General features: G+C 57.5%; 18 protein-coding genes. 12 read left to right on the top strand and 6 right to left on the bottom strand.

The window, feature by feature from the left end:
- Positions 1 to 290 precede the first annotated feature (290 nt).
- The 3 genes from ACTG2S_RS17045 to mscM all read right to left on the bottom strand — a co-directional run bounded on the left by ACTG2S_RS17045 (position 291) and on the right by mscM (position 6,311).
- The gene (locus ACTG2S_RS17045; protein ID WP_201904875.1) at positions 291 to 2,168 is read right to left on the bottom strand and encodes a methyl-accepting chemotaxis protein; all 1,878 of its coding nucleotides are present in this window, start codon (positions 2,166 to 2,168) and stop codon (positions 291 to 293) included.
- A gap of 153 nt (positions 2,169 to 2,321) precedes the next feature.
- Positions 2,322 to 3,005, bottom strand: a complete 684-nt coding sequence (locus ACTG2S_RS17040) for a glycerophosphodiester phosphodiesterase (RefSeq protein WP_151286589.1) — start codon at positions 3,003 to 3,005, stop codon at positions 2,322 to 2,324.
- Positions 3,006 to 3,029: 24 nt separating this feature from the next.
- Positions 3,030 to 6,311, bottom strand: a complete 3,282-nt coding sequence (mscM, locus tag ACTG2S_RS17035; protein WP_201942506.1) for a miniconductance mechanosensitive channel MscM — start codon at positions 6,309 to 6,311, stop codon at positions 3,030 to 3,032.
- Positions 6,312 to 6,466: 155 nt separating this feature from the next.
- On the opposite strand from mscM, the gene ACTG2S_RS17030 reads away from it, so the two are divergent.
- Complete coding sequence (locus ACTG2S_RS17030; RefSeq protein WP_159164764.1) at positions 6,467 to 7,804, top strand: MATE family efflux transporter; 1,338 nt, start codon at positions 6,467 to 6,469, stop codon at positions 7,802 to 7,804.
- A gap of 88 nt (positions 7,805 to 7,892) precedes the next feature.
- Here ACTG2S_RS17030 and ACTG2S_RS17025 read toward each other — a convergent pair whose 3' ends face one another.
- A complete protein-coding gene (locus ACTG2S_RS17025) occupies positions 7,893 to 8,714 on the bottom strand; it encodes a peptidoglycan DD-metalloendopeptidase family protein (protein WP_139494136.1) in 822 nt (273 codons plus the stop codon).
- Positions 8,715 to 9,015: 301 nt separating this feature from the next.
- Between ACTG2S_RS17025 and ACTG2S_RS17020 the strand changes: the two genes are divergently transcribed.
- Positions 9,016 to 9,795: a BPSS1780 family membrane protein gene (locus tag ACTG2S_RS17020; protein ID WP_201942509.1), complete on the top strand. Its 780-nt coding sequence runs from the start codon at positions 9,016 to 9,018 to the stop codon at positions 9,793 to 9,795.
- A gap of 66 nt (positions 9,796 to 9,861) precedes the next feature.
- Here ACTG2S_RS17020 and ACTG2S_RS17015 read toward each other — a convergent pair whose 3' ends face one another.
- Positions 9,862 to 10,761, bottom strand: coding sequence for a LysR family transcriptional regulator (locus tag ACTG2S_RS17015; protein WP_439982987.1), 900 nt, complete (start codon positions 10,759 to 10,761; stop codon positions 9,862 to 9,864).
- A gap of 126 nt (positions 10,762 to 10,887) precedes the next feature.
- On the opposite strand from ACTG2S_RS17015, the gene ACTG2S_RS17010 reads away from it, so the two are divergent.
- The 4 genes from ACTG2S_RS17010 (at position 10,888) to oxyR (ending at position 15,337) form a co-directional block, all read left to right on the top strand.
- Positions 10,888 to 11,748 carry a Vmh family MBL fold metallo-hydrolase gene (locus tag ACTG2S_RS17010; RefSeq protein WP_058055949.1) on the top strand — a complete coding sequence of 287 codons (861 nt, stop codon included), beginning with the start codon at positions 10,888 to 10,890 and terminating at the stop codon, positions 11,746 to 11,748.
- 74 nt (positions 11,749 to 11,822) lie between these two features.
- Positions 11,823 to 12,467, top strand: a complete 645-nt coding sequence (locus ACTG2S_RS17005) for a DsbA family protein (protein ID WP_103250777.1) — start codon at positions 11,823 to 11,825, stop codon at positions 12,465 to 12,467.
- A 176-nt stretch (positions 12,468 to 12,643) separates the two neighbouring features.
- Complete coding sequence (locus ACTG2S_RS17000) at positions 12,644 to 14,281, top strand: methyl-accepting chemotaxis protein (protein WP_421322370.1); 1,638 nt, start codon at positions 12,644 to 12,646, stop codon at positions 14,279 to 14,281.
- 156 nt (positions 14,282 to 14,437) lie between these two features.
- Complete coding sequence (gene oxyR / locus ACTG2S_RS16995) at positions 14,438 to 15,337, top strand: DNA-binding transcriptional regulator OxyR (RefSeq protein ID WP_021229787.1); 900 nt, start codon at positions 14,438 to 14,440, stop codon at positions 15,335 to 15,337.
- Positions 15,338 to 15,385: 48 nt separating this feature from the next.
- Here the strand turns inward: oxyR and ACTG2S_RS16990 are convergent, their stop codons facing one another.
- Entirely contained in the window at positions 15,386 to 17,857 is a 2,472-nt protein-coding gene (locus tag ACTG2S_RS16990) for a penicillin-binding protein 1A (RefSeq protein WP_439982985.1), read from the bottom strand.
- Between the two features lie 300 nt (positions 17,858 to 18,157).
- On the opposite strand from ACTG2S_RS16990, the gene tapM reads away from it, so the two are divergent.
- The 6 genes from tapM to aroK all read left to right on the top strand — a co-directional run bounded on the left by tapM (position 18,158) and on the right by aroK (position 23,881).
- Entirely contained in the window at positions 18,158 to 19,219 is a 1,062-nt protein-coding gene (gene tapM, locus ACTG2S_RS16985) for a PilM family type IVa pilus assembly protein TapM (RefSeq protein ID WP_322112312.1), read from the top strand.
- Entirely contained in the window at positions 19,207 to 19,785 is a 579-nt protein-coding gene (tapN, locus tag ACTG2S_RS16980; RefSeq protein WP_005353997.1) for a PilN family type IV pilus biogenesis protein TapN, read from the top strand. The genes tapM and tapN overlap by 13 nt, the downstream gene beginning before the upstream one ends.
- On the top strand, positions 19,782 to 20,381 hold the full coding sequence (gene tapO / locus ACTG2S_RS16975) for a PilO family type IV pilus biogenesis protein TapO (protein WP_005353996.1): 600 nt from the start codon (positions 19,782 to 19,784) through the stop codon (positions 20,379 to 20,381). Before tapN ends, tapO begins: the two co-directional genes overlap by 4 nt.
- Entirely contained in the window at positions 20,378 to 20,911 is a 534-nt protein-coding gene (locus tag ACTG2S_RS16970) for a pilus assembly protein PilP (RefSeq protein WP_005335020.1), read from the top strand. The genes tapO and ACTG2S_RS16970 overlap by 4 nt, the downstream gene beginning before the upstream one ends.
- A gap of 16 nt (positions 20,912 to 20,927) precedes the next feature.
- Entirely contained in the window at positions 20,928 to 23,171 is a 2,244-nt protein-coding gene (gene pilQ, locus ACTG2S_RS16965) for a type IV pilus secretin PilQ family protein (RefSeq protein WP_201946262.1), read from the top strand.
- 191 nt (positions 23,172 to 23,362) lie between these two features.
- Entirely contained in the window at positions 23,363 to 23,881 is a 519-nt protein-coding gene (gene aroK, locus ACTG2S_RS16960) for a shikimate kinase AroK (RefSeq protein ID WP_005335014.1), read from the top strand.
- Position 23,882: the final 1 nt, after the last annotated feature.

Below are 23,882 nucleotides of genomic sequence, written 5' to 3'. Positions count from 1 at the left end.
ACGTAGTTTTCTTTCAATAAAATGCGAATCACCTCTCTTTTTAGGTACTCGCGAAAAAAATTTTAAGTTTTTTATTGTAATTTTTTAATGAGAATTATTGGCATTTATCTATTCGGATAGAAATAGGTAATCCGAAATGCTGCGGTGACCACGGCGGTGATCTGATAATTCCAGACGAATTACAAGGATTTCAAGGCGGGGGATTTGGCGGGTAATGTGAGATTACTCACTGAAAATTAAGCGCTATTTAGAAAAATAAAAGGGGCCTGTACGGCCCCTTTTGCTCATGCTCAAATGCGGAACATGCCGACCTGATTGCTCAGTTCACCCGAAATATTTTTAAGTTGTTCAGAGAGATGGCGTGAGCTGTCTGCATCCACTGCCAGTTCGTCCGAGACATCTTTCACTGCCTGAATGTTGCGACTTACTTCGTCGGTGACGGCCCGCTGCTCTTCAGCCGCGCTGGAGATCTGGGTCGCCATGTCGGAGATCTGGTTGATCGAGGTGGTGATCTGTTCCAGCGCATGGGTGGCGTTGTTGGCGTCATCCACGCTGTTCTGGGCCAGCAGCTGGCCTTCGTGCATGGTACTGACCGCTCCCTGGGTATTGCGTTGCAGGGTTTCGATCATATTGCGGATCTCGACGGTGGAGCTGTGGGTACGCTGTGACAGGACGCGCACCTCGTCGGCAACCACCGCAAAGCCGCGACCCTGTTCACCGGCACGGGCCGCTTCGATGGCGGCGTTGAGTGCCAGCAGGTTGGTCTGCTCGGCGATGCCCTGAATGGTGGAGAGGATGGTGTTGATCTCCTGAGCGTTTTTCTCCAGTTCCTGAATGATGTTGGAGGCCTGTTCCACCTGGGTGGCCAGATCGGTGATGGAGCGCTGGTTGCGGGCGATCACCTGCTTGCCATGCTCGCAACTGCTGGAGGAGCTGCGGGCCGCTTCGGCGGTCTGCTCGGCGTTGCTGGCGACCTCGACTGCGGTGGCTGACATCTCGTGTACCGCAGTGGCGATCTGGGAGATCTCGTTTTGCTGGCGTGCCAGCCCCTGATTGGCCTTCTCCGCCATGCTGTGGGAGGACTTGGCCTGCTGGTTGAGCTGGCCGGAGGAGTTGGAGATATCCTGCACCATCACATGGATCCGCTCGATGAAGGTGTTGACGTGTTTGGCAACCGCGCCTACTTCATCCTCACGTTCAATCTTGATGCGGCGAGTGAGATCGCCGTTGCCACGGGAGAGATCGGCAATCGCTTCGCCCAGGGTTTTCAGAGGGGCCAGCGAGCCGTTGATGGCGACATAGGAGAAGCCAGCCACGATCAATATGGTGATAAGTCCCTGAATAAGTGAGGAGGTGACCATGCGGCGTACCGACTGGTAAGCGGTTTCGTCATCCACCATCATGCCGTAATACCAATTGGTGTTGGGGATCGCGTTAAAGTCAAAGACCTCTTTCTTACCGCTGATCACCAGCTCGTTGATCGTACCGTCATGAGCGATCTGATTGATGTAAGACGCGGTCAACTCGGGGGCTAGCGTTGTGGCGGGTTTCAGACTCAGGGAGGCATCGGGGTGGGCGATGATGGTGCCGTTGCTGTCGACCAGAATGGCGTAAGTCCCCTCGGTAGTGACCGTCAGAATGTCCGAGATAAGGGCGCTGATAGAGACATCTCCGGCGATAACCCCCTGGGTGTTGCCACGCTGGAACGGCTCGGCAATGGTGACAATCAGCTGGCCTGTGGAGATGTCGGCATAAGGGGAGGTGATGGTCATCTTGCCAGCAGCCATTGCGTCTTTGTACCAGGGGCGTTGACGGGGGTCATAACCGGCGGGCAAGTCGGTCGGTTTGCTCTGGATCATTTTGCCGTCAGCGGTACCGGCATAGACCAGGTCGAAGCCACCGGCATTCATGGACTGGGCCAGATGACTGATGGGCTCATCTTCTTTGGCGAATGCTTCCTTGGTGGTGCTGACCATGCTGATCCGGGCGTCGACCCAGCGGGAGATCCCCTTGACGTTGGCCATGGAGCTTTCGTCGATGATGTTCCAGACCAGTCGCTGGGTCTCGCTGCGCAGTTGCGAGGTGTTGTACCAGACCTGCAGGCCGGTGATCACCAGAATGATGACCCCGATAGCCAGAACAAGCTTGTTTTTAATGGATAAGTTCATAGTTACATCCTTGTGAGCGTCAGTCTGAAGTGTGTGGAATCTAGTTATTGTTATAAGCCTCTGTTTATCGGCTGAAGTTGAACTCTTTGTATCCCGGTCAGCTATTTAAAGTTAGTGCCTAAATCAGTGGATATCCATGCGCGTATCGCCCCCTCACTGCGTCAGAAAACGATCTGGTCGATTGGTGAAGATTCCATCGACCCCCATGCTAGAGAGCGTTTCATAATCTTCTGGATAATCAACGGTATAAACCAGAACTTTGAGCCCCCGGCGATGGGCATCATCGACCAGCGCGGCATCGATAAAATCAACATCGCAATTGATGGACCAGGCTCCCAGTTCGTCGGCAAACTGCGCCAGGTTGAGCGGCAGGTTGGCGGTCAGGGCACCGAGCCGGATATCGGGCCGCAAGGCGGCAAATCGGGCCAGCTCCGGGTGATGGAAGGAAGAAACCACCCATTGCCCGGGAGTAAAGCCCAGCTCGGCCTCTGCCCGTCGGGTCAGGGCTGCCACCACATCAGCGGTATGGGCGCCCTTGAGCTCGATATGCAGCTCGCAGCGTCCGGCGATGATCTCCATCACCTGCCACAGGGTCGGGATCACCTCTCCTTCACCGGCATCGAGCTGCTCCAGATAGGAGCGGGATTGCTCGGTCAGCACCCCCTTGCCATTGGTGCAGCGATCCAGCCGCCTGTCATGGAAGACCCACAACTCGCAATCGGCTGCCTGCACGTCGATCTCGATGGCTGATGCTCCCAGCTCCAGCGCTTTGGCCATCGCCTTGAGGGTGTTTTCCGGTGCCAGACCGCTGGCGCCACGGTGGGCAATAATCTGCATGTTCTGCTCCTTGTACCTCGCGGATCAGCCGCGGCTCAGGTGAATGTCGATCTGTTGATGGGGCAGGGTAAGTCCCTGCTGCTGCATCTTCTCCAGCACCAGCGAGTGAACCTCGTGAGTGATGGGCATCCGGTGATCCATGTTGTTGACGTAGAGGCGGATCTCGTAGATCAGTGCCGAGTCGGTGAATTCGATCAGGAACACCTCTGGCGTCGGCGTCTCCAATACCAGGGTCGATGCCTGGATGGACTCTTCCAGAATGCGTTGCACCAGTTTCGGATCCCGGGTCAGGCCGATCCGGATCCGCAGTTTGACCCGGGTGATGGCATCGGAGAGCGACCAGTTGATGAACTGTTCGGTGATGAAGGCCTTGTTGGGCACGATGATCTCCTTGCGATCCCAATCCACTATGGTGGTTGCCCGGGTCTTGATCTTGGTGACGGTGCCGGTGAGATCGCGGATGGTGACGGTGTCACCGAGCCGGATCGGCTTCTCAAACAGGATGATGAGGCCGGAGACAAAGTTGGCGAAGATCTCCTGCAGACCGAAACCCAGCCCCACCGAGAGGGCGGCGACCAGCCACTGGGTCTTCGACCAGTCGATGCCGAGCATGGAGAAGCCGGTGAGGGCGCCGATCAGGATCACCAGATACTTGCTGGTGGTCGTGAGGGCAAAGCCGGTACCCGGGGAGAGGCTGAGGTGCTGCAGCAGGGTCAGCTCCATCAGCCCCGGCAGGTTGCGGGCTGTCACCACGGTCAGAATGAAGACGAAGGCGGTCAGCATCAGATCCTGCAAGGTGATGGCCGAGAGCTGCTCGATGCCGCCAATCTTGCTGCTCACCTGCCACACCTCGATATTGCTGAGGAAACTGAAGGCGGAGTTGAGATCCGACCATTGCACCACCACCAGCATGGTGAAGCCCAGCATCAGCAGGGTGCGCACCAGCCCCAGCGACTGTGCGCTGATGGTATCGAGATCCAGCTCAGTCTCTTCCACCACGTCCGGGGTCTCGGAGCTGAGCTCGTCATGCCCCTCTTCCCTGCCGCGCTGGGCCAAGATCTCGGCCCGCTTGCTCTTGGCGCGCTCGAAGGCAAGGCGGCGGCGCTGGATCAGCATCCAGCGTCTGGCCAGATAGTAGACCAGCAGGCAACCCAGCCCCATCAGCAGGCTAAGCTCCAGCTGGCGCAGCAGGGTGCGCGAGGTATAGAAGTAGCCAAACAGGGCGCCAATTACCGCCAGCAGCGGCGCCAGCATCAGGCTATTCCAGATGAAGTGGTGCAGCAGATGGGGCTTGGTCATGTCGGTCTGGCCCCAGGTGAGTGGCAGCCGCTCCCGGTTGAGGCGGGCAAAGAAGAGCAGTAGCCAGAGTGCACCGATCATGAAGGCCATCCGGCCGAGGGAGTCGTAGAAGGCGTGCTCCTGATAGCTGTTGGCCATCCCCTGCACAAAGAAACTCGGGATCAGCACCAGCAGCAGGGTGCGAAACTGCCCCCACACCTTTTGCACCTGTTCCCTAGGCCAGCGGAAGTGGTGGATCAAAATCCCCCGCTCCAGCGTCAGATGGCGGGCCATCACCAGCGCCAGCAGCAGGAACCAGATCTCGCCAAGACCGCGCGCCACCGCCACCGCAAACGGGTATTGCCAGGCCCCTTCGAGCAGGCCGCGCACCATCAGCACCATGGCGGGCAAGGGGAGGGCGGCAAGCAGGGAGCGCAGCAGCAAGCGGCTGGTGAGGCTGAATTTGTCCTGGGTCACCTTGCCGATCCGCGGCGCAATATGGTCGCAATAGAGGCTCAGGTGACGGGCCATTTTGAACCAGCTCCAGGCCAGCACCAGCAGCCCAATACCGGCTAGCGTGAGGCTCAGCGGGCTGTTTTCGGCGATGGCGTAGGGCAGTTGCAACCAGTTGTCCGGGTTGAAGGCTAGGGTCAGCGCGGCGGGAATGCCGAGCATGACCTGCGGGGTAAAGGGGCGCACATCCGGCATCCAGAACAGGTGGCTGGCGCTTATTTCGCGGATCTCGTCGATCTTGCTGTTTTGGCGGCTGTAGAGCAGTTTGAGGCGGGTCTGCTCCTGAATAAGGGTATCGGGCGCGTCGTTGAGACGGGTCAGCAGCTGGCGCCGGGCCTTGAGCAGGTTGTCGAGCACCGCTTGCTGCGGCCGATCCAGCGTCACCTCCTCTTCGGCCATCAGCTTGTCGCGTAGCTGGCGGGTATCCTTGAGCCCATCCTGCTCGCTCTCGTACTGGTACTTGGCCATGCGGGCGCTGACGATGGCGGACTCCAGCTTGTCGAGGGGAAACTGGGGAGGAAGATCGGATAGTTTGCTGCGCAGGTTCTCGCCGTAGGCATTACTGATCTGCAGCCACTCCAGCTGTTCGCGTACCGAGTTGACCAGCTCATTCAGTTCAAACAGATTCTTGTCGACGCTGCGCTGCTCGTCCTGCACCCGCTCAATCTGATCTTCCAGTGTGCCGAGCTGGATGGAGAGCGCCTGATTCTGCTGTTGCTGCTCCAGCAGCAGCGGCATGTCGGTGGTGAGCTGCTTGCGCAGCCGTTCGCTCTCCTCCAGCGCCTGCTCGGTCTTCTCCCGCCGCAGCTGGTTCTGCTGGGTCAGCAGGCTGGCTTGCCACTCATCCTCGTCGGCGATGGCCAGATTGAGCTCCTGCAGCTTCAGCTTGCCGAGATCGTTGCGCTGCTGGGCCGAGAGCTGCTCCAGCTCCAACATCTGGATCCGGTCGGAGAGGCTCTGCTCCTTCATTCTGGTCAGCAGCAGCTGTGCCTCCTGCTGGCGATCCGATTCGCTGCTGAAGCTCAGTCGCTCCAGCTGGCTGCGGGTCAGTTGCAGCTGTTTGCGCAGATCGTCCACCCGCAGGTGATACTCCTGCCCGGTGCTCTCCAGCTGGTTGAGGCTGTCCATCACCCCCTGCCGCTCCTTGCGCAGGTTGAGCTGGCGGTTGCTGCTCAGGCCAATGGCCTGGCGCAGCGCCTCCTCCTTGAGGCTCGCCAGCGGCGGGCGAGCGGCGGGCTGATAGTTGTGCAGGCTCTCCTTGAGGCGTGCCGACTCCTTGGGGTAATCGATAAGGATCTGCTGATAGGCTTTGCTCTGCTCCCGGTAACGCTCGGCCTCTCTGGCAAATTGCAGCGCCTGCTGGTAGCTCTCCCGCAGCTTCTGGTTTTCCGGGGTATCGCTCTTGGGCACGCTCTGCAACAGGGATTCGGCCTGGGCAATGGCATCGTCGGCGCGCACGGTTGGCGGCAACAAGAGAAGGGAGAACAGCAAGAGGGTGAGCAGGCGTTGCAACATGAGGCTCGTTTCCGTTCAGAAGAGGTGGCCCTAGCCTAAAACAGGGCAGGGAGGCGGGTAAAGCAGTCTATATTAATGATTCATAACACAAATAACAGGAAGTCGTGCTGCCGTTTCGCTATGATCCCGGCCGCTTTCTCTCCACCGAGTCGAATATGTCAGCTGTTGATCTGGGCACAGCCCCGCTATCTCGCCTTTTCTGGCGTTACGTAACCCCGACCGTGGCGGCCATGCTGATCACCGGCATCTATGTCACCATCGATGGCATCTTCGTTGGCCATGTGCTGGGTCAGGATGGCATGGCCGGTTTGATGCTGGCTTATCCCATCTGCGCCGTGCTCTATGCGGTGGGGGCGCTGATCGGCATGGGGGCCTCGTCGCTGGTCTCCTTCTATCTGGGGCAGGGCAACCCGGCCAAAGCCCGCCATATCGTCGGCAATGCGCTGGTGATGGTGTTGCTTGCCTCGGCACTGCTCAGTTTTATCGGGATCCGTTATGGCGAGCCCATGCTGGCCTGGATGGGGGCGGAGGGGGAGATCTTCACCGCCGGGCTCTCCTACCTGCAGGCCTACGCCTGGCTTGGCGTCTTTGCAGTGCTGTCGATGGCGTTCAGCTCGCTGCTGCGCAACGATGGCCGCCCCGGATTTGTCACCCTCATCATGGTAGTCGGGGGGCTGCTCAACGTGCTGCTCGACTATCTGCTGATGGTGGTGTTTCCGTTCGGACTGGCCGGGGTGGCGACGGCCACTATGCTTTCCCAGGCAGTGACGGGCCTCGCCTGCCTGTGGCACTTCTTCACACCGCGCAGCCAGCTGCGGATAAGTTGGGACACCTTGCGCCCTGATCTGCGGCTGATGGGCGAGACGGTGCGCCTCGGGGTCTCCAGTTTTCTGATGTACCTCTATCTCTCAGTGGTGCTGGCACTGCACAACAAGGCGTTGCTGGCGGTCGGCACTTCGCTGCATGTGGCCGCCTACGGGGTGATCAGTTACACCGAGGCCTTCTTCTATCTGGTGTTTGAGGGGATCGCCATGGGGATCCAGCCCATCGCCAGCTTTAACGCGGGCGCCGGTCACTGGCGGCGGGTGCTGCGGATCCGCAATCTGGCACTCGGAGTGACGCTGGGGATCGCCCTGTGCGCCATGATCCCGCTTTATCTGTGGCCGGAGGCGGCGGTCTATCTGTTTGCAGGGGACAACGCTACCCTGCTGCCGGTGGCGAGCCTCGGGATCTGGCTCTACTTCTGGGGGCTGCCGATGGAGGGCTTGCTGCTGGTGGGGGCCACCTACTTCCAGGCCATCAATCGGGCCCGCATCGCCTCCCTGCTCACCGGTGGCAAGCTGGTGTTGATCGGCGGTTTCTTGTGGGGATTCTCGACCCTGTGGGGCGTGCCCGGGGTCTGGCTGGCATTGCCAACGTGCAGCTCATTGCTGGTGTTGGTGATGTGGCGGGCGATGCGTCGGGAGTCCGGCGCCCACGCGCTGGCCGGATAGGTAATCAGGTTCGACGTGCAGATAGCAGACAGGCAGCCATGGGCTGCCTGTTTTGTTAGAGGATGTTTTGTTAACGGGCTCTGCCGATTCAGGGCTTGAAGGCGCCGATAAAGATGGCGGGATCGACCCGGGTGTCGTTGAGGCTGACGTTCCAGTGCATATGGGGGCCGGTAGCGCGGCCGGTCGAACCGACTCGCCCGACGATGCCGCCACGCGGCAGGCTCTGACCGAGCTTCACATCGATCTTCGACATATGGCAGAACATGCTGATGAGCCCCTGACCGTGGTCGACAAAGACGGTATTGCCATTGAAGAAGTAGTTGCCGATCAGGATCACCTTGCCGGCGGCGGGGGACTTGATCGGGGTGCCGGCGCCCACGGCGAAGTCGAGGCCGGAGTGGGGGTTGCGCTCCTCGCCATTGAAGAAGCGACGCAGGCCAAACGGGCTGGAGAGGGGGCCGTTGACCGGCTTGTCGAACATCAGGTTGCTCGGCTGGTTGGGGCTGAAGGTCTGGTAAGCCCGGGTCTGCTCCGCCAGCTCGCGGTTGATACGTGTCATATCCTCGGCGAGCGGATTGACCTGACGGCTGTTCTTGAGCTTGATGTGCTGCTCGCGGTAGTGCTTGGGGGTGACGGTGAAGCCGAGAGTGCGGCCATCACCTGTGGTCAGTTGCTGGGCGCCGGGCGTGCTTTTCAGAGAGATGCCGACGATGGCGATCCACTGGTTGTCTTCGCGCACTACCAGCACGGGTTTGTCATGATAGCGGGCCGTGGGGGCAGTGGGTGACGCGCCAAGAGGGATCACCGCAACGCCACCCGGCACCGGATGGTTGAGCAGGCGACTGATAAAACCCTCGGCCAGGGCCGACTGGCTGGCCAGTAACAACAACAGACAACAAACAACTCTCATGACGATACCACTCGATGTTAAAGCGCCCGGGATGGCGGGATGACAACCCTTGTCCGGCATTCGTCGATCACTAAAGGGTGACCACGGCACGCTGGCCACGACAGGTGCGGCTGGGGGAGGGAGCAGATTGTGCCTCGTTATGGTCGAGGCAGCCAGAGGCGGGGCGTGGCTGACGCCCATTTTGTGCATCGCTGCGTCAGGTTTTATGTCGTGGTCGGGCCGCGTCGCCATTGAGTCGCCCCCGTCCTGGCTCTAGAATCGGCTTCCGGCACTGATGCCACCGACACTCCGAGGAGACGATATGAACGGATTACCCCCTTTGCGCACCACACCGGCCCGGTACACGACAGGTCGTGGCTGGCTCTGGGTTCGCAGCGGGTTCGATATCTTCAACAAGGGGATGGGGATCAGCGTGGCCATGGTGCTGGTCTGGTTTATGGTGGGTATGCTGCTGGAGCAACTGCCGGCGGGTGGCCTTATCTCCCAGCTGCTCTACATGGTGTGGGGCGCGGGTTGGGTGGCGGTCGCCGATCGGGGTTATCGGGGGGAGCCACTGCAGTTTGCCGATCTCTTCGCCGGTTTTCGCCACAAGTTGACCCCGCTGATGCTAGGAGGTCTGCTGGTGTTGCTGCTGTTCAGCCTGGTGGGCCTCGTCTGTCTCGGTCTGCTCTCCATGTGGGGGCTGCTCCCGCTGCTGACGCAGGATCCCGAGAGCATGGTGGTCTCTGCCAGCCAGTTGCAACAACTGCTGCTGGTATTGCTGGTGGGGATGCTGCTCATCATTCCCGTGCTGATGGGGGTCACCTTTGCTCCTGCGCTGATCTTCCACCACGATATCGGCATCATCCAGGCGGTACGCCTGAGCTTCTTCGGCTGCTGGCGCAATATGTGGCCCTTCTTCTGGTGGGGGCTGCTCTCAGCCATGTTGTTGCTGTTTGGCGCTGTGCTGTTGCTGGTAGGTCTGCTGGTGGTGATCCCGGCGCTCAACTACTCCATCTATGTGGCTTATCGGGATATTTTCCTGGACGAGAGTGCGCAGCCGGAAGCGCCGCACTCAGAACCATTCGGATTTGAAGCCTGATCAAGGGATCAGAGTGAAGAAGGGGCCCGCAGCGGCCCCTTCTTCATGATCGGGTTTGAGGTATGTTCACTCCTGCCAGATGGGATCCGCCGCCATGCGAGCTAGCAGAAAATCGAGGAAGCTGCGCAGTAGCGGCGACATCTGTTTGCGGGTGGCATACACCCCGTAGACCCCGAGGCGCTTGGGCTGCCAGTCGGTCAGCAGGGGCACCAGTTCCCCGCGCTCCAGATAGGGTTGTGCCGAGTAGCGGGGTTGCAGGCTGATCCCTGCGCCTTCCAGCGTTGCTTCCAGCAGCAGGTTGGAGATATTGGCGCTCATGTTACCGCTGACCGGCACTGACTCGGGACCGTCCGGTCCATTGAACTCCCACAGGCTCTTGCCGAAGTAGGTGTAGGTGAGGCAGTTGTGCAGCGCCAAATCCTGCACCTTGTGCGGCATCGGATGACGGGCCAGATAGGTCGGGCTGGCGCAGACTACCGAGTGGCAGGTGCCGAGACGGCGCGCCACCAGATTGGGGTCGAGGTCATTGGTGATGCGCACCGCCAGATCGATCCGCTCCTCCACCAGATTGACGGTTCTGTCGAGCAGCAGAATGTCGATGGCCGTCCCCGGGTATTGCGCCAGATAGTCGTTGGCAGCCCCGACCAGCAAGGCTTCCGACAGGGAGTAGCTGCTGGTGATCCGCAGTTGTCCCTTTGGGGCGTCATCCCCCTTCACGGCGATCTGCTCCATCTCTTCGCCGAGCGCCAGCATGGCACGGGCCCGGTTCAGCGCCTCCTCTCCTGGCCCTGTCAGGCTCAGACGACGGGTGGTGCGGTGCAGCAGGCGGGCGCCCATCCAGCTCTCCAGCTCGGCCAGATAGCGCGACACCATGGCGCGCGACATATCCAGTTTCTCTCCGGCGCCGCTCAGGCTCCCTTGTTCGACTACGCTGACAAAGACCCGCAAGGCGGTCAGTCGATCCATGTACGGCTCTCTATATGTTCGATATGTGCAACAGTGATGCGCTTTTTATGCTGTATTTGCACCTTAAGTGATCTAATACACTGTGTCCATCAAATGAACCCCCGAATACTTAATGAGGAATAGATGATGAACAACACCCTGATCCGCAACCTGACTCTGGCGACCACCCTGTTGAGTGGCGCCGCACTGGCCGCCCCCCTGAGCGTGACCGTCTACAACCCTGGCGAGAAGGCGATCTTCCCGGTCTCCTCCTCACTGGTGACCGGTGACAAAGAGGCCATCCTGATCGATGCCCAGTTCGACGTGCAAAATGGTCAGGCGCTGGTCGACATGATCAAGAAGAGCGGCAAGAAGCTGACCACTGTCTATATCAGTGCCGGTGACCCCGACTTCTACTTCGGTCTGGAGCCGGTCATGGCGGCGTTCCCGGATGTCAAAGTGCTGGCCGATCAGCATGTGGTTGACCATATCAACCAGACCAAGGATGCCAAGCTGAGTTACTGGAGCCCGATCCTCGGCAAGGGTGCACCGAAGAGCCTGACCGTGCCGCAAGTGATGACCGCAAGCCACCTGACGCTGGATGGCGAGAAGATTGAAATCAAAGAGATGAATACCCCGAATGCCTACCTCTGGGCCCCTTCCATCAAGACTGCTTTTGGTGGTGTGCCGGTCTACCACGGGGTGCATGTCTGGATGGCGGACAGCCAGACCAAAGCGGCTCGCAGCAATTGGGTCAAGGCGCTGGATAACCTGCTGGCCCTGAAACCCGAGCGTGTGGTACCGGGCCACTTCCTGGGCACGGCTCCCAAAGGCACTGCTGCTGTGAGCTTTACCCGTGACTATGTAGAGCGTTTCGAACAGGAGCTGGCCAAGGCGAAAAACTCCGGTGAGCTGATTGAGGCTCTGAAGAAAGCCTATCCGGCACTGCCGGTTGACGATGGTCTGGCCATCGGTGCCAAGGTCAATACCGGCGAGATGAAGTGGTAAGCCACTGAGCCTGCTTTCCCTGTGTTTTTTACCGGGCCTAAGGGCCCGGTTTTTTATCCGAGATTGAAGTGAGAATGAAGATGAGCGAACAACAAACCACCCTCCATTATGTCTATGACCCGCTCTGTGGCTGGTGCTACGGTGCCGCCCCCCTGTTGCAGGCGGCAGCCACCATTGCCGGACTCAAGATCGAGCTGCATGCGGGCGGTCTCTGGATGGGGAGTCGCCGTCAGCCGATGGGCGAGGCATTGCGTGATTATGTGCGCCCCCATGATCAGCGGATCGAAGCGCTGACCGGCCAGCATTTTGGCGAACGCTACTTTAACGAACTGCTGCTGCGGGAAGGGTGTCTGCTGGACTCCGAGCTGCCGATCCGTGCGGTTTTGGCCGTCACGGCGTTGGGGGGCGATGGGCTGGTCATGTTGCACCGGATCCAGCAATCCCACTATCGGGACGGGATCTGGATTGGTGAGCCAGCGTTTCTAGCCACGCTGGCGGCAGAGCAGGGGATTTCAGCCGAGGCATTCCAGCAAGCTTATCTGCAGGCCCCCTTGCTGCAACATCTGGCAGATAGCCAGGGCTGGATGAAACGGCTAGGCGGTCAGGGTTATCCTACTTTGGGTATAGAGCGAGGGGGAAAACTCGAAAGAATAGAGGTCAACCAGTATCTGGGGGAGCCGGAGTTGCTGATCCCACGACTGTTGCGGGCAATAGAGTAAACCGTTAATAGTCTGCGGTAGTTAAAGTGGCCCTCTCTGCGTGTCGATAGCGATATATGGTGCTTATGCAAACTACAAAAGCACAGCTCTACGGCTATGCTCAATTACAAAAACATGAACACATAGCTCCTATCAAAACTGACATTAAACGATGACACGCAGTTAAGGATGAATCTATGCTCCAGAATATGTCCATAGGTCAGAAGTTGAGTACTGGCTTTGCGGTGCTGGCACTTTGCGTATGCCTGCTTGCCGGGTATGGCGTCTCACGACTGTCGTATCTCAATCAACAAAACACTGTATTGGCAGAGAACCTTATCCCTTCTGTTCGCTATGCAAGTCAGATGCATATCGCACTGCTTGATGCTCGGCGTTTCCAATTATCTATGGTGATCGCGATGGGCTACAACGACAGTGCGGATATTGAACGAACCCAACAAGGTGTGATGGATTCAAAGGTACGTTTTGAGCAGGCTGCGGCTAATTACGGCGGATTGGCTTTTAATGCTGCTGATGAAGAGCAAACCTTTAACGCGTTGAAGACTGCCGGAAATGCCTTTTTTACAGCGCATGACCCGCTATATCAGGCGGTGAAACAGAGTAGTGACAAGACAAGAGAGATTTTGCAAGGGAATCTCAGAACCACGCTGGAGCAGGCAACAAAATTAACGATGGATTTGCGTGAGATAAATGAGCGTATTGGCAAGGAGATGGATGCCCAAGGTGAAGAGGCATACACCAGCTCCAAATTCCTCAGTATCTTGACTGGCGCAGCGACTCTCATTTTCGTGGTGTTGATTGCATGGTATTTGAGTCAGCAAATCAAACGACCCGTTAATCGCTTGCTGGAACTTGTTGGTAGCGTCGCGGCTGGTGATTTGACTCATCGTGTGGAGTTGAATGCGTTTAATCAGGATGAATTAGGACAACTGGCGAAAGGCTTTGCGCAGATGCAAGAAAACTTGCGCAAACTGGTTGGGGAGGTATCCGGTTCTGTTGTACAGATGAGCTCTGCGGTAGAGGAGATCAGTGCCGTAGCAAGGCAGTCGGCAGACAATATGAACTCCCAGCAACATGAGCTGAATCAGCTGGCAACGGCGATGAACGAGATGCAAGCCACGGTGCAGGAGGTTTCTCGCAATACCAGCGATGCGGCCAGTGCCGCCACCTCGGCCAGTGAGACGGCCGAACTTGGTGCGCAAACGGTGAATGACTCCATTCAACGTATTGAACGGGTCGCCGGTGCCATCGAGAGTACCGCGGTGGTGATCCGCCAACTGGGCGATGACAGTCGCAATATCGGCATGGTGCTGGAGGTGATCCGCGGCATTGCCGAACAGACCAACCTGCTGGCATTGAACGCCGCCATTGAAGCGGCCCGTGCCGGTGAGCAGGGACGGGGGTTTGCGGTGGTGGCCGATGAGGTGCGTACTCTGGCCAAGCGCACTCAGGACTCCACCTCCCAGATCAATACCATCATTGCCGAGTTGCAGCAGCGTGCCGAACAGGCGGGCAGTACCATGCAACAGAGTCAGGAGCTGATGAATACCACGGTTGCTACCGCGCGGGAAGCGGGCGAGTCTATCTCCCAGATCAGTGGCTCGGTCAGCAGCATCTCCCACATGAATATCCAGATTGCAACGGCCACCGAAGAGCAGGGGGCGGTGAGCGAGGAGCTCAACCGCAACGTGGTCAATATCAGCCATGCTTCCGAAGAGGTGGCCGCCGGTGCCACCCAGATGGCTCAGGCGTGCAATGAGCTGAACCATCTGGCAACCCAGTTGCAGGATATGGTGCGCCGTTTCAGGGTGTAATCCCTCGGCGAGTCAAACAGCCCGATTACCGCAAGGTGATCGGGCTTTTCTGTTTTGGAGGGGCAGCCAGAGAGGTTCACCGCGAGCGGATGACTTGTCCAGCCGGACGATATTGTGCATGCTGATGGCCCATTTTCCAGGCAGGACTCTTGCTGTATGAATCTTCGCGATCTCGAATATCTGGTGGCGCTGGATGAGGAAAAACATTTTCGCAAAGCCGCTGAACGCTGCTTTGTCAGTCAACCCACCCTGAGCGGCCAGCTGCGCAAGCTGGAGGATGAACTCGGGGTCATTCTGATCGAACGTACCTCGCGCAAGGTGCTGTTTACTCCGGCTGGCGATGCAATGGCCCATCAGGCGCGTCGGGTGCTCAAGGAGGTGCGCGAGCTCAAGAGCATCGGTCAGCACTTCTCCGAGCCGATGTCCGGGGAGATCCATATCGGTTTTATTCCGACCGTGGGCCCCTACCTGTTGCCCCGCATTATCCAGACCCTGCGTGAGCGTTTTCCCCAGCTGGAGTTCTACCTCTATGAGGAGCAGACCCAAACCCTGCTCAAGCGGTTGGAAGAGGGGGAGCTGGATTGTGTCATTCTGGCCGAGATGCCGGGGATGGAGGGGTTTGGTTCAATCCAGCTCTATCATGAGCCGATGTGGTTGGCGGTGCCTTGCCATCACCCCGAAGCACAGGCCAGGCAGGTGCCACTCGGCAATCTCAAGGGCAAGAAATTGCTGATGCTGGCCGATGGCCACTGTTTGCGGGATCAGGCGATGGGATTCTGTTTCGCTGGCGGGATTGGTGAGGATCAACGCTTCAAGGGAACTAGTCTCGAGACCCTGCGCAACATGGTGGCCGCCGGTAGCGGCATGACCCTGGTGCCAAAGCTGGCCGTACCTGCCGATCATGATGAAGGAGGGGTCAGTTATCGTCCCGTGGTTGACCCTGTGCCGGGACGTACCATCTCGCTGCTATATCGCCACTACTCGGTGCGTCGCCCCTGTTTCAACGAGCTGGCCGCCTCGATCGCTACGCTGATGACCAAGCAGTTGGCCCAATAAAAAACCGGCAGCCAAGGCTGCCGGTTTTGCTTCTGCCGCGAGAGCAGCTTAGAAGATATCGTCGGTTGAGACTGGCGGTTCTACATCGGGGTTGTCACCGCCGTAGACCTGATTGCCATCCGAGCTCGGTGCTGCGTAGCGGGTCGGTTCGGTCCCTTCCTTGAAGTATTCGTCGGTGCCGCCACTGGTTGCCAGCAGGCCGGTTTCGCTATCAATCTTCACCGTCATGATCCCTTCGGGAACCGGCATCTTGTGCTCCGGCAGCTTTTTGAGGGCGACTTTCATGAAGTCGATCCAGATAGGCTGCGCGGCGCCACCGCCAAACTCGGCACGGCCAAGACCACGCTGGTGGTTGTCAAAACCGATCCAGGAGGTGGCAACGATGTCCGGGGTGTAGCCGGAGAACCAGGCATCGCGCGATTCGTTGGTGGTACCGGTTTTACCGGAGATGTCGTGACGTTTCAGGTCGCGGGCTGCACGCCAGCCGGTACCACGCCAGCCGTTGCCACCCCAGATGGCTGTACTCAGAGTGTCGGTGATCAGGAATGCGCTCTGGGCACTGATGGTATGCGGGGCGATGGTTGGCGCGAGAGGGGTCGGCGTGCCATCTTGTGCGGCACCATCAACAGTTGGCTGCGGCAGTGTGCTCTGCTCGGGTGCGGCCTGCTGTTCGCAGGTGGTGCAAGCAATAGCAGGATTGGCCTGATAGAGGGTGTTCTCCAGACTGTCGGTCACTTTGTCGATGAAGTATGGGGTCACCAGGAAGCCACCGTTGGCCAGTACCGAGTAACCACGCACTACTTCGAGAGGGGTGAATTCGGCAGCGCCCAGCGCCAGCGACTCATGGGGAGAGATGAAGTCGCGGGGGAAGCCAAAGCGGGTCAGACCGTCGATATAGGTATCCAGACCGATAGCGCGCATCAGTCGAACCGACATCACGTTCTTGGACTTGGCCAGACCCAGACGCAGCGGGGTGGGGCCATCATAAACGGCCGGGGAGTTCTTGGGCTGCCACATGGGCCCTTTTGATGGATCCCACTGGTTGATCGGCGCATCGTTGATGAGCGACGCCAGGGTATAGCCATGCTCCAGCGCGGTCGCATAGAGGAAAGGCTTGATATTGGAACCGATCTGGCGACGCGCCTGATCGACCCGATTGAATTTGGAGAGTTCGAAGCTGAAACCACCGACCAGCGCTTCCAGTGCCCCATTTTTTGGATTCATGGCAACCAGCGCAGCATTCACATCCGGGATTTGGGCCAGCAGCAACTCTTCGCCCTCTTCCCGCACCCAGATCTGGGCGCCGACTTTCAGCACATCGCGCGCCGATTTCGGGGCATAGCTCTGACGGTCGTCGGTAATAAAGGAGCGGGCCCATTTAATGCCGTTCCAGCCGAGCTCTGCTTCCTTGCCATTCTTCAGTACCAGTGTGGCGCTGCGATCACCAAGCTTGGTCACGACCGCCGCCATCAGCGGATCATAAGTGGGCTGTTTGCCAAGGTGAGCGACAATCTGCTCGTAATCCCAGGCTGTCTCGCCAGCCTTCCATAACTGAGCCGTCGGGCCGCGATAGCCGTGGCGCATGTCATAGGCAAAAACGCCATCCAGCAGTGCCTGTCTTGCCGCCCGCTGACGTTCGGCAGAGACGGTAGTGTAGACGTGCAGGCCCATGGTGTAGGCATCTTCACCGAACTGCTCGACCATCTTCTGGCGCACCATTTCCCCCAGATAGGGGGCGTGCAGGGTCACTTCGGCGCCGTGAAAACGTGCCTTGATCGGCATTTTGGACGCTTCGTCAAACTGGGCCTGGGTGATCTTACCGGTTTCCAGCATCCGGCCCAGCACCACGTTGCGGCGCGCAAAGGCGCGTTCGGGGGAGCGGATGGGGTTGAGCATGGAGGGAGCTTTCGGCAGACCGGCAATGATGGCGATCTCGTCAAGTCCCAGATCCTTGACCTCTTTACCAAAGTAAACCTGTGCCGCAGCACCGATCCCGAAGGAGCGATAACCGAGAGGGATCTTGTTGAGGTACAGTTCGAGGATCTCGTCTTTTGAGAGATTCTGTTCGATCCGCCAGGCCAGGAAGACCTCCTTGATCTTGCGGATGATGGTCTTCTCATTGCTCAGGAAGAAGTTGCGGGCAACCTGCTGGGTGATGGTGCTCGCGCCCTGACGGGCATGGCCGGAGACAGCCCAGACGGATGCGGCTCGAATGATACCAATCGGGTCAATGCCCGGGTGCTCATAGAAACGTGCATCTTCGGTCGCCAGTACGGCATCGATCATGGGTTGCGGAATTTCGTCCAGACGCAGCGGAATGCGACGAATTTCGCCATATTGGGCGATCAACTCCCCATCCCGGCTGTAAACCCGCATCGGGGTTGCCAGCTTGACGTCACGCAGTGCGGTGACATCGGGCAGTTGGGGTTTGATATAGAAGTAGATACCGATGAGGCTGGCAACACCCAGCACAGCACCCAGCATCATGACAATAAACAGGCGAACGAGCCATTTTAGCATGGAAGAACTACCAATCGTCTTAAAATTAGCCAACGGGCGCAGAGTATAGCCCTTTTGCCATCGGGAATTCGAGGTTTTCCTGTGGCGAGCCACCCACCTCAAAAGGATGCGAGAGGTTAGCACTACAGGGAGCAATTACCAAGGAGGGCCACTTGCCATGAAGAAAGCGAGATGGGTCACTTTTCGACATAAACTTTATGACATTGATAGTTAGAGCATTTAGGATGAGTGAAGCACTCCTCTGAGCGGGTGTCCTACACTCTGTTCAGGAATAAAACCAAATAACGCATGGATGTGTATATGTTTGGGCTTTTTAACAAGGGATCCCTCCTCCCTCTGGTGGGCATTGATTTCGGCAGCCAGACCATCAAGGCCGTTACCCTCAGTGGCCGACCCGGCAAGCTTCATCTCGAATCGGTCGCCGATATTGCCACCCCGAAAGGGACGCTGGTTGACTATCAATTGCAGGATATCGAGCGCGTCAGCCAATCTCTCAAGACTCTCAAGCGGCTGATCCCAGTTCACAGTGACTATGCCGCCACTGCGGTGACTGGCTCCAACGTGATCACCAAGGTGATCCAGATTGATGCCCGCCTCAGCGACAAAGAGCTGGAGAATCAGGTGCAGTTGGAGGCCGAGCAGATCATTCCCTTCCCCCTCGATGAAGTGAGTCTCGATTTTGAGGTACTGAGCACCAACAATAGCGAAGATCGTCAGGATGTGCTGCTGAGCGCAGCCCGCACCGAGAGTGTCAACGGCCGGGTCAGCGCCCTTGCCGAAGCCGGTATTGCCGTCAAGGTGGTGGATGTGGGCGCCCATGCGCTGGGCCGTGCCGTGGTGGCCTGTCTACCCGAATTGCAGGAGAGTGAGCGGCCGATCGGGGTGATAGACATTGGTGCCAGTGCCATGACCTTTGCGGCGCTGGTCAAGGGAGAGGTGATCTACTCCCGCTTGCAAAACTTCGGCGGCGATCAGTACAGCCAGGCGCTCTCCTCCTTTTATGGCATGACGCTGGATGAGGCTGAGCAGGCTAAAACCAAAGGTACCTTGCCTGTTGACCATGAGCTGGATGTGCTGATGCCCCACATCAACTCGCTGCTGCAGCAAGTGCGGCGCAATATCCAGCTGTTTTGCAGTTCATCCGGTTATCGCGACATCGCAAAACTGGTGCTGACGGGGGGAGGCAGTCTGCTACCCGGTTTGTTGGTACAGGTAAAAGAAGAGGTCAATTGCGAGGTGTTGCACCCGGATCTGTTCGCCCTGTTTGGCAAGCCGAAAGGGGAGGCCGAGCTGGTACATGGTGCTAAATATATGACGGCATTCGGGTTGGCTCTGAGGAGTTTCACACCATGTCAAATATAAACCTTCTACCCTGGCGTGAAGCCCGGGCCCAGCGCCAAAAGAAACAGTTCGGGGCCTTGCTGGGGATTTTTGTGCTGGCCACGGTCGCGTTGGGATTTTTTGCCAACTGGCTGGTTGATCGCCAGATCGTCGCCCAGCAGCAGCGCAACCAGAGGCTGGTTCAGGAGATGACTATTCTGGATGCCCAGCTGGGGGAGATCCGTCTGCTCAAAGAGCGTCGAAAGGAACTGATCGATCGGATGCAGCTCATCGAGCAGTTGCAGATGCGCCGCAATGTGCCCGTTCGCCTTTTCAATCAGTTGCCTTCACTGGTGCCCAACGGGGTTTACCTGAACACCCTCTCAATGCAGAACAATATTATTGATGTAAATGGCAAGACCGAAGCCTATGGCCGGGTGGCCAGCATGATGCGACGGATTGATGGTTCCGGCTGGTTGGGTCAGGCAAAAATAAGCACTATTTTTGCGGCTGATGTTGCGCCAGTGTCATTGAGCCAGTTTTCCATGATGTTCCTGATCGCTAACAATGCTGCGGCTGCAGGGAATGTGGCCAAGGAGCAACAATGAATCTTCAGCAACTCAACGAGTTGGATATCAATGACATAGCAAGCTGGCCAAAATGGGCAAAAGGGGTCTTCATCTTTTTCTGCTGCGTGTTGACCGGCGGCGCCATCTACTACTACGTGATTGCCAACTCACTGACCAGTTTGACTCAGGAAGCGGGGAAGGAGACCGAACTGAAAGCCCAGTTTGAAAGCAAGGCGATGCTGGCTGCCAACCTGGGGGCATACAAGGCGCAAATGGTTCAGCTTGAGCAACTGGTTGATACCCAGCTCAAGCAGTTGCCCAATACCCATGAGGTCGCCGGGCTGCTGGACGATATCAGCTTTATTGCTACCGACAACGGCTTGAAATTGAACCGGATCAACTGGGAACCTGAGGTCAAGCACGAGTTTTCGACAGAGCTACCGATGCGTATCGAAGTCGTGGGCACTTACCATCAAATTGGCAAGTTCACCGCTGACATGGCCGCTTTGCCCCGTATCGTCATTCTTGACTCCTTCACTCTGGGTCAGAGCAAGGATGAAGGGGAGCTGATTTCGATGTCGATGCTGGCTAAGACCTACAAGTACAACGGTAAAACAGTGGAGCCGAAACAATGAGACGCATCTGCTGGTTGTTGCCTGCTCTCTTGCTGGCGGCCTGTGGTGGCCAGGAGGATATGGATAGCTATGTCGCCCAGACCAAAGCAAGGCCACCCATACCTATCGAGCCCTTGCCCGAGCTGAAGCCTTTTGCCCCTATGCACTACCAGCAACGCGAGTTGCGCAGCCCCTTCATGGTTCCCCAGCCTGAGGCGACGGTCGGAAGTACAAGTACTGCCAAGGCCCAGCCGGATTGTGCACAGACCCTGATGGATCGTGAGAAAGAGGTGCTGGAAAATTATTCGCTGGCCAGTCTGTCGATGCATGGTTCTTTGGGTAAGGCGGGTCAGTTGTGGGCCTTGATCAGCACCCCGGATGGCAAATCGATGCGGGTCGGGCTCAACCAGTATATGGGGCTTGATCAGGGCCGAGTCATCAAGATCACTGACACTGCAGTGGATTTGCTGGAAACCATTCCGGACGGGAAGGGGTGCTGGGTAACAAGAGAAACCCAGTTGGCGATGGCCAATGTGCAAGAAAAACAATAATCAGGGACGAACAGCAATGAGAACAACAATAGAGAGTGTATCCAAAGTGGCTTTGCTGTTTTGCGCCAGCGCCCTCAGTCAGGCGTGGGCAGTGGCAACCCTGCAGGAGATCAAGGTCAATCCGCTGCTTGCCGATCAATTGCTGGTGGAGCTCAGTTTCAGTGAGCCGGTCACGGGCTTTACCGATCGTCTCTCTTACCAACCCAATCAGCTGTTGTTGCATGTTCCCGGTGCGGTAGGGGCGCTGAAAGTGAACCCGCTGCCGATCCAGCGTCTGGGGGTAGATAATATCAAGGTTGAGGGTAAGGGCGCAGGTCTGGATATCAAGATCGCACTCGATCAGCTTGCTCCCTATCAGGTGCAGCAACAGGGGAACAAATTACTGGTGTCATTGGGCGAGGGGGCCTCTTCCGGGCTCATCAATGGTGAGAGCGCCCTGATTGCACCCGCAACCTCGGCTACTCCTGTGCCAGCGCCCTCTGCGATGGTGGCCACACCCTCTCCTTCGGCGCTGCTCAATCCTCAGGTCGTTGCCCGGTCTATGCCTGTTGCGCCCGTGACAACGCCGGTAGCCACACAGCCTGCCAGCAAGCCGGTGCTCAACAACTATCAAAGCAGTGGGGGCGGCGCCTATTTCAACTCGGTTACCGGTGTGGATTTTCGTCGTGGCAAAGATGGCCAGGGGGAGTTTCTGGTTACGCTGGATAACAGCTCGGCCGCTGTTGATGTGAGCAGCCGCGGTCAGACCGTACTGGCCAAGTTTCATGGTACTCGGGTACCGGATGGTTTGCTTAATCTGATCAACGTGCAGGATTTTGCAACGCCGGTCTCTCAGGTTGAAGTCTCCCGGCAGGGGAGCGATACCCTGTTTGAATTGTCGATCAATGGTCAGTTTGATTACCGTTACGATCAGGCAGACAAGCTCTTCATTATCGAGGTGAAAAAGCGGACCACGGCCACGGCATCCAAGCAGTATCAGGGCAAACCCATCTCATTGAACTTTCAGGATATTCCAGTCCGTACCGTGTTGCAGCTGATCGCTGATTTCAACAACCTTAACTTGGTAACCACAGATTCGGTAGCAGGCAATATTACCCTGCGTCTGGACGGGGTGCCGTGGGAGCAGGCGCTCGACATTATTTTGAAGGTGCGGGGTCTGGATAAGCGGTTGGATAACAACATCTTACTGGTAGCGCCTGCAGAAGAGATCGCAACACGCGAGAAGCAGCAACTTGAGAGCCGAAATCAGGTCGCAGATTTGGCTCCGCTCTATACCGAATATCTGCAGATAAACTATGCCAAGGCCTCGGAAGTGGCTGCCCTGCTCTCTTCCGAAAGTACCAAGTTGCTGTCACCCCGTGGTGCGGTGAGTGTGGATGAGCGAACCAACGTGCTGGTGGTCAAGGATACCGCCGATGTCATCAGCAGCATCAAACGGATGCTCGATATTCTCGATATTCCGGTCAAACAGGTGGTTATCGAGGCGCGGATGGTGACCATTGACGACGGCTTTGATGAAGCGCTCGGGGTGCGTTGGGGGGTGACCAAGAATGATGGTCATGGCAACAGTACTTCAGGCTCTATTGAAGGGAATGATGCATCGGGAAACGGCAATCTTGATAATAATGGCAACATCATTACCAATATGACTAGACCAGATGCTAGTAACCGTATGAACGTCAACCTGCCGGTGACCGGAGCGGCCGGAACCTTGGCATTCCAGGTCGCCAGATTAGCTAATGGCACCCTGCTGGATCTCGAGCTCTCTGCGCTGGAGCGTGAGAACAAGGCGGAAATTATCGCAAGTCCCCGGGTGACTACTGCCAACCAGAAACCGGCTCTGATTGAGCAGGGTACCGAGATCCCCTATGTAGAGTCCTCTTCCAGTGGCGCCACCTCGGTCACTTTCAAGAAGGCGGTACTGAGCCTGAAAGTCACGCCGCAGATCACCCCTGATAATCGGGTAATTCTCGATCTGACCGTCACTCAGGATACCAAGGGAGAGACTGTCGATACGCCTACTGGCCCGGCAGTATCCATTAATGCCCAATCCATCACCACTCAGGTGCTGGTCAATAATGGCGAGACCCTGGTGCTGGGTGGTATCTATCAGCAGACTATCAAGACGGATGTCACCAAGGTGCCGCTGTTGGGTGATATCCCCGGATTGGGGGCTTTGTTCCGCAAGACGGCCAATGAGAACAAAAAGCGGGAGTTGCTGATTTTCGTGACGCCCAAGATAGTCACCGACGCCTTCTGAATGCTTTACATGTGAAGGTAAAACACATATAACCTTACGCCCCAATGAGGCTGGGGCGTAAGGGCTGCGGTTGCCAGTCCCGATATCTATTGAGATAATCCCCCTCCTGATCCATCGCAAGATAAGGTTCATAGGTACCCCGATCCAGTATTCATCGGGGTCGTACAGTTTGTAATTACTAACGAAAAGACATGGCTGAGAAACGCAATATTTTCCTGATAGGTCCCATGGGTGCGGGCAAGAGCACCATAGGTAGACATCTGGCAGAACAACTGCATATGGAGTTTTTCGACTCAGATCATGAGATTGAGCGCCGCAGTGGTGCTGATATCGGCTGGGTGTTCGATGTTGAAGGCGAAGAAGGTTTCCGGATTCGCGAAGAGAAGGTGATCGGCGAATTGTCAGAGCAGCAGGGTATCGTGCTGGCGACGGGTGGCGGTGCCATCAAGAGTCGCGAAACCCGCAACAAGTTGTCTGCTCGTGGCATCGTGGTCTACCTCGAAACCACTATTGAAAAGCAGCTGGCGCGCACACAGCGAGACAAACGCCGTCCTCTGCTACAGACCGAAGAACCGGCACGCGAAGTGCTGGAACGTCTGGCACAAGAGCGCAATGCCCTGTATGAAGAGGTTGCCGACTTTGTTGTGCACACCGATGATCAGAGCGCAAAAATCGTTGCCAATCAAATTGTAAAGCTGATCGGTATGTAAT

Origin of the sequence: Aeromonas sp. 82P (genome assembly GCF_051919365.1) — a bacterium.
GTDB classification, from domain to species: Bacteria; Pseudomonadota; Gammaproteobacteria; order Enterobacterales; family Aeromonadaceae; genus Aeromonas; species Aeromonas veronii.
The sequence above is the reverse complement of the archived record's forward strand: the minus strand, read 5'-3'. Positions and strand labels throughout refer to the sequence as shown.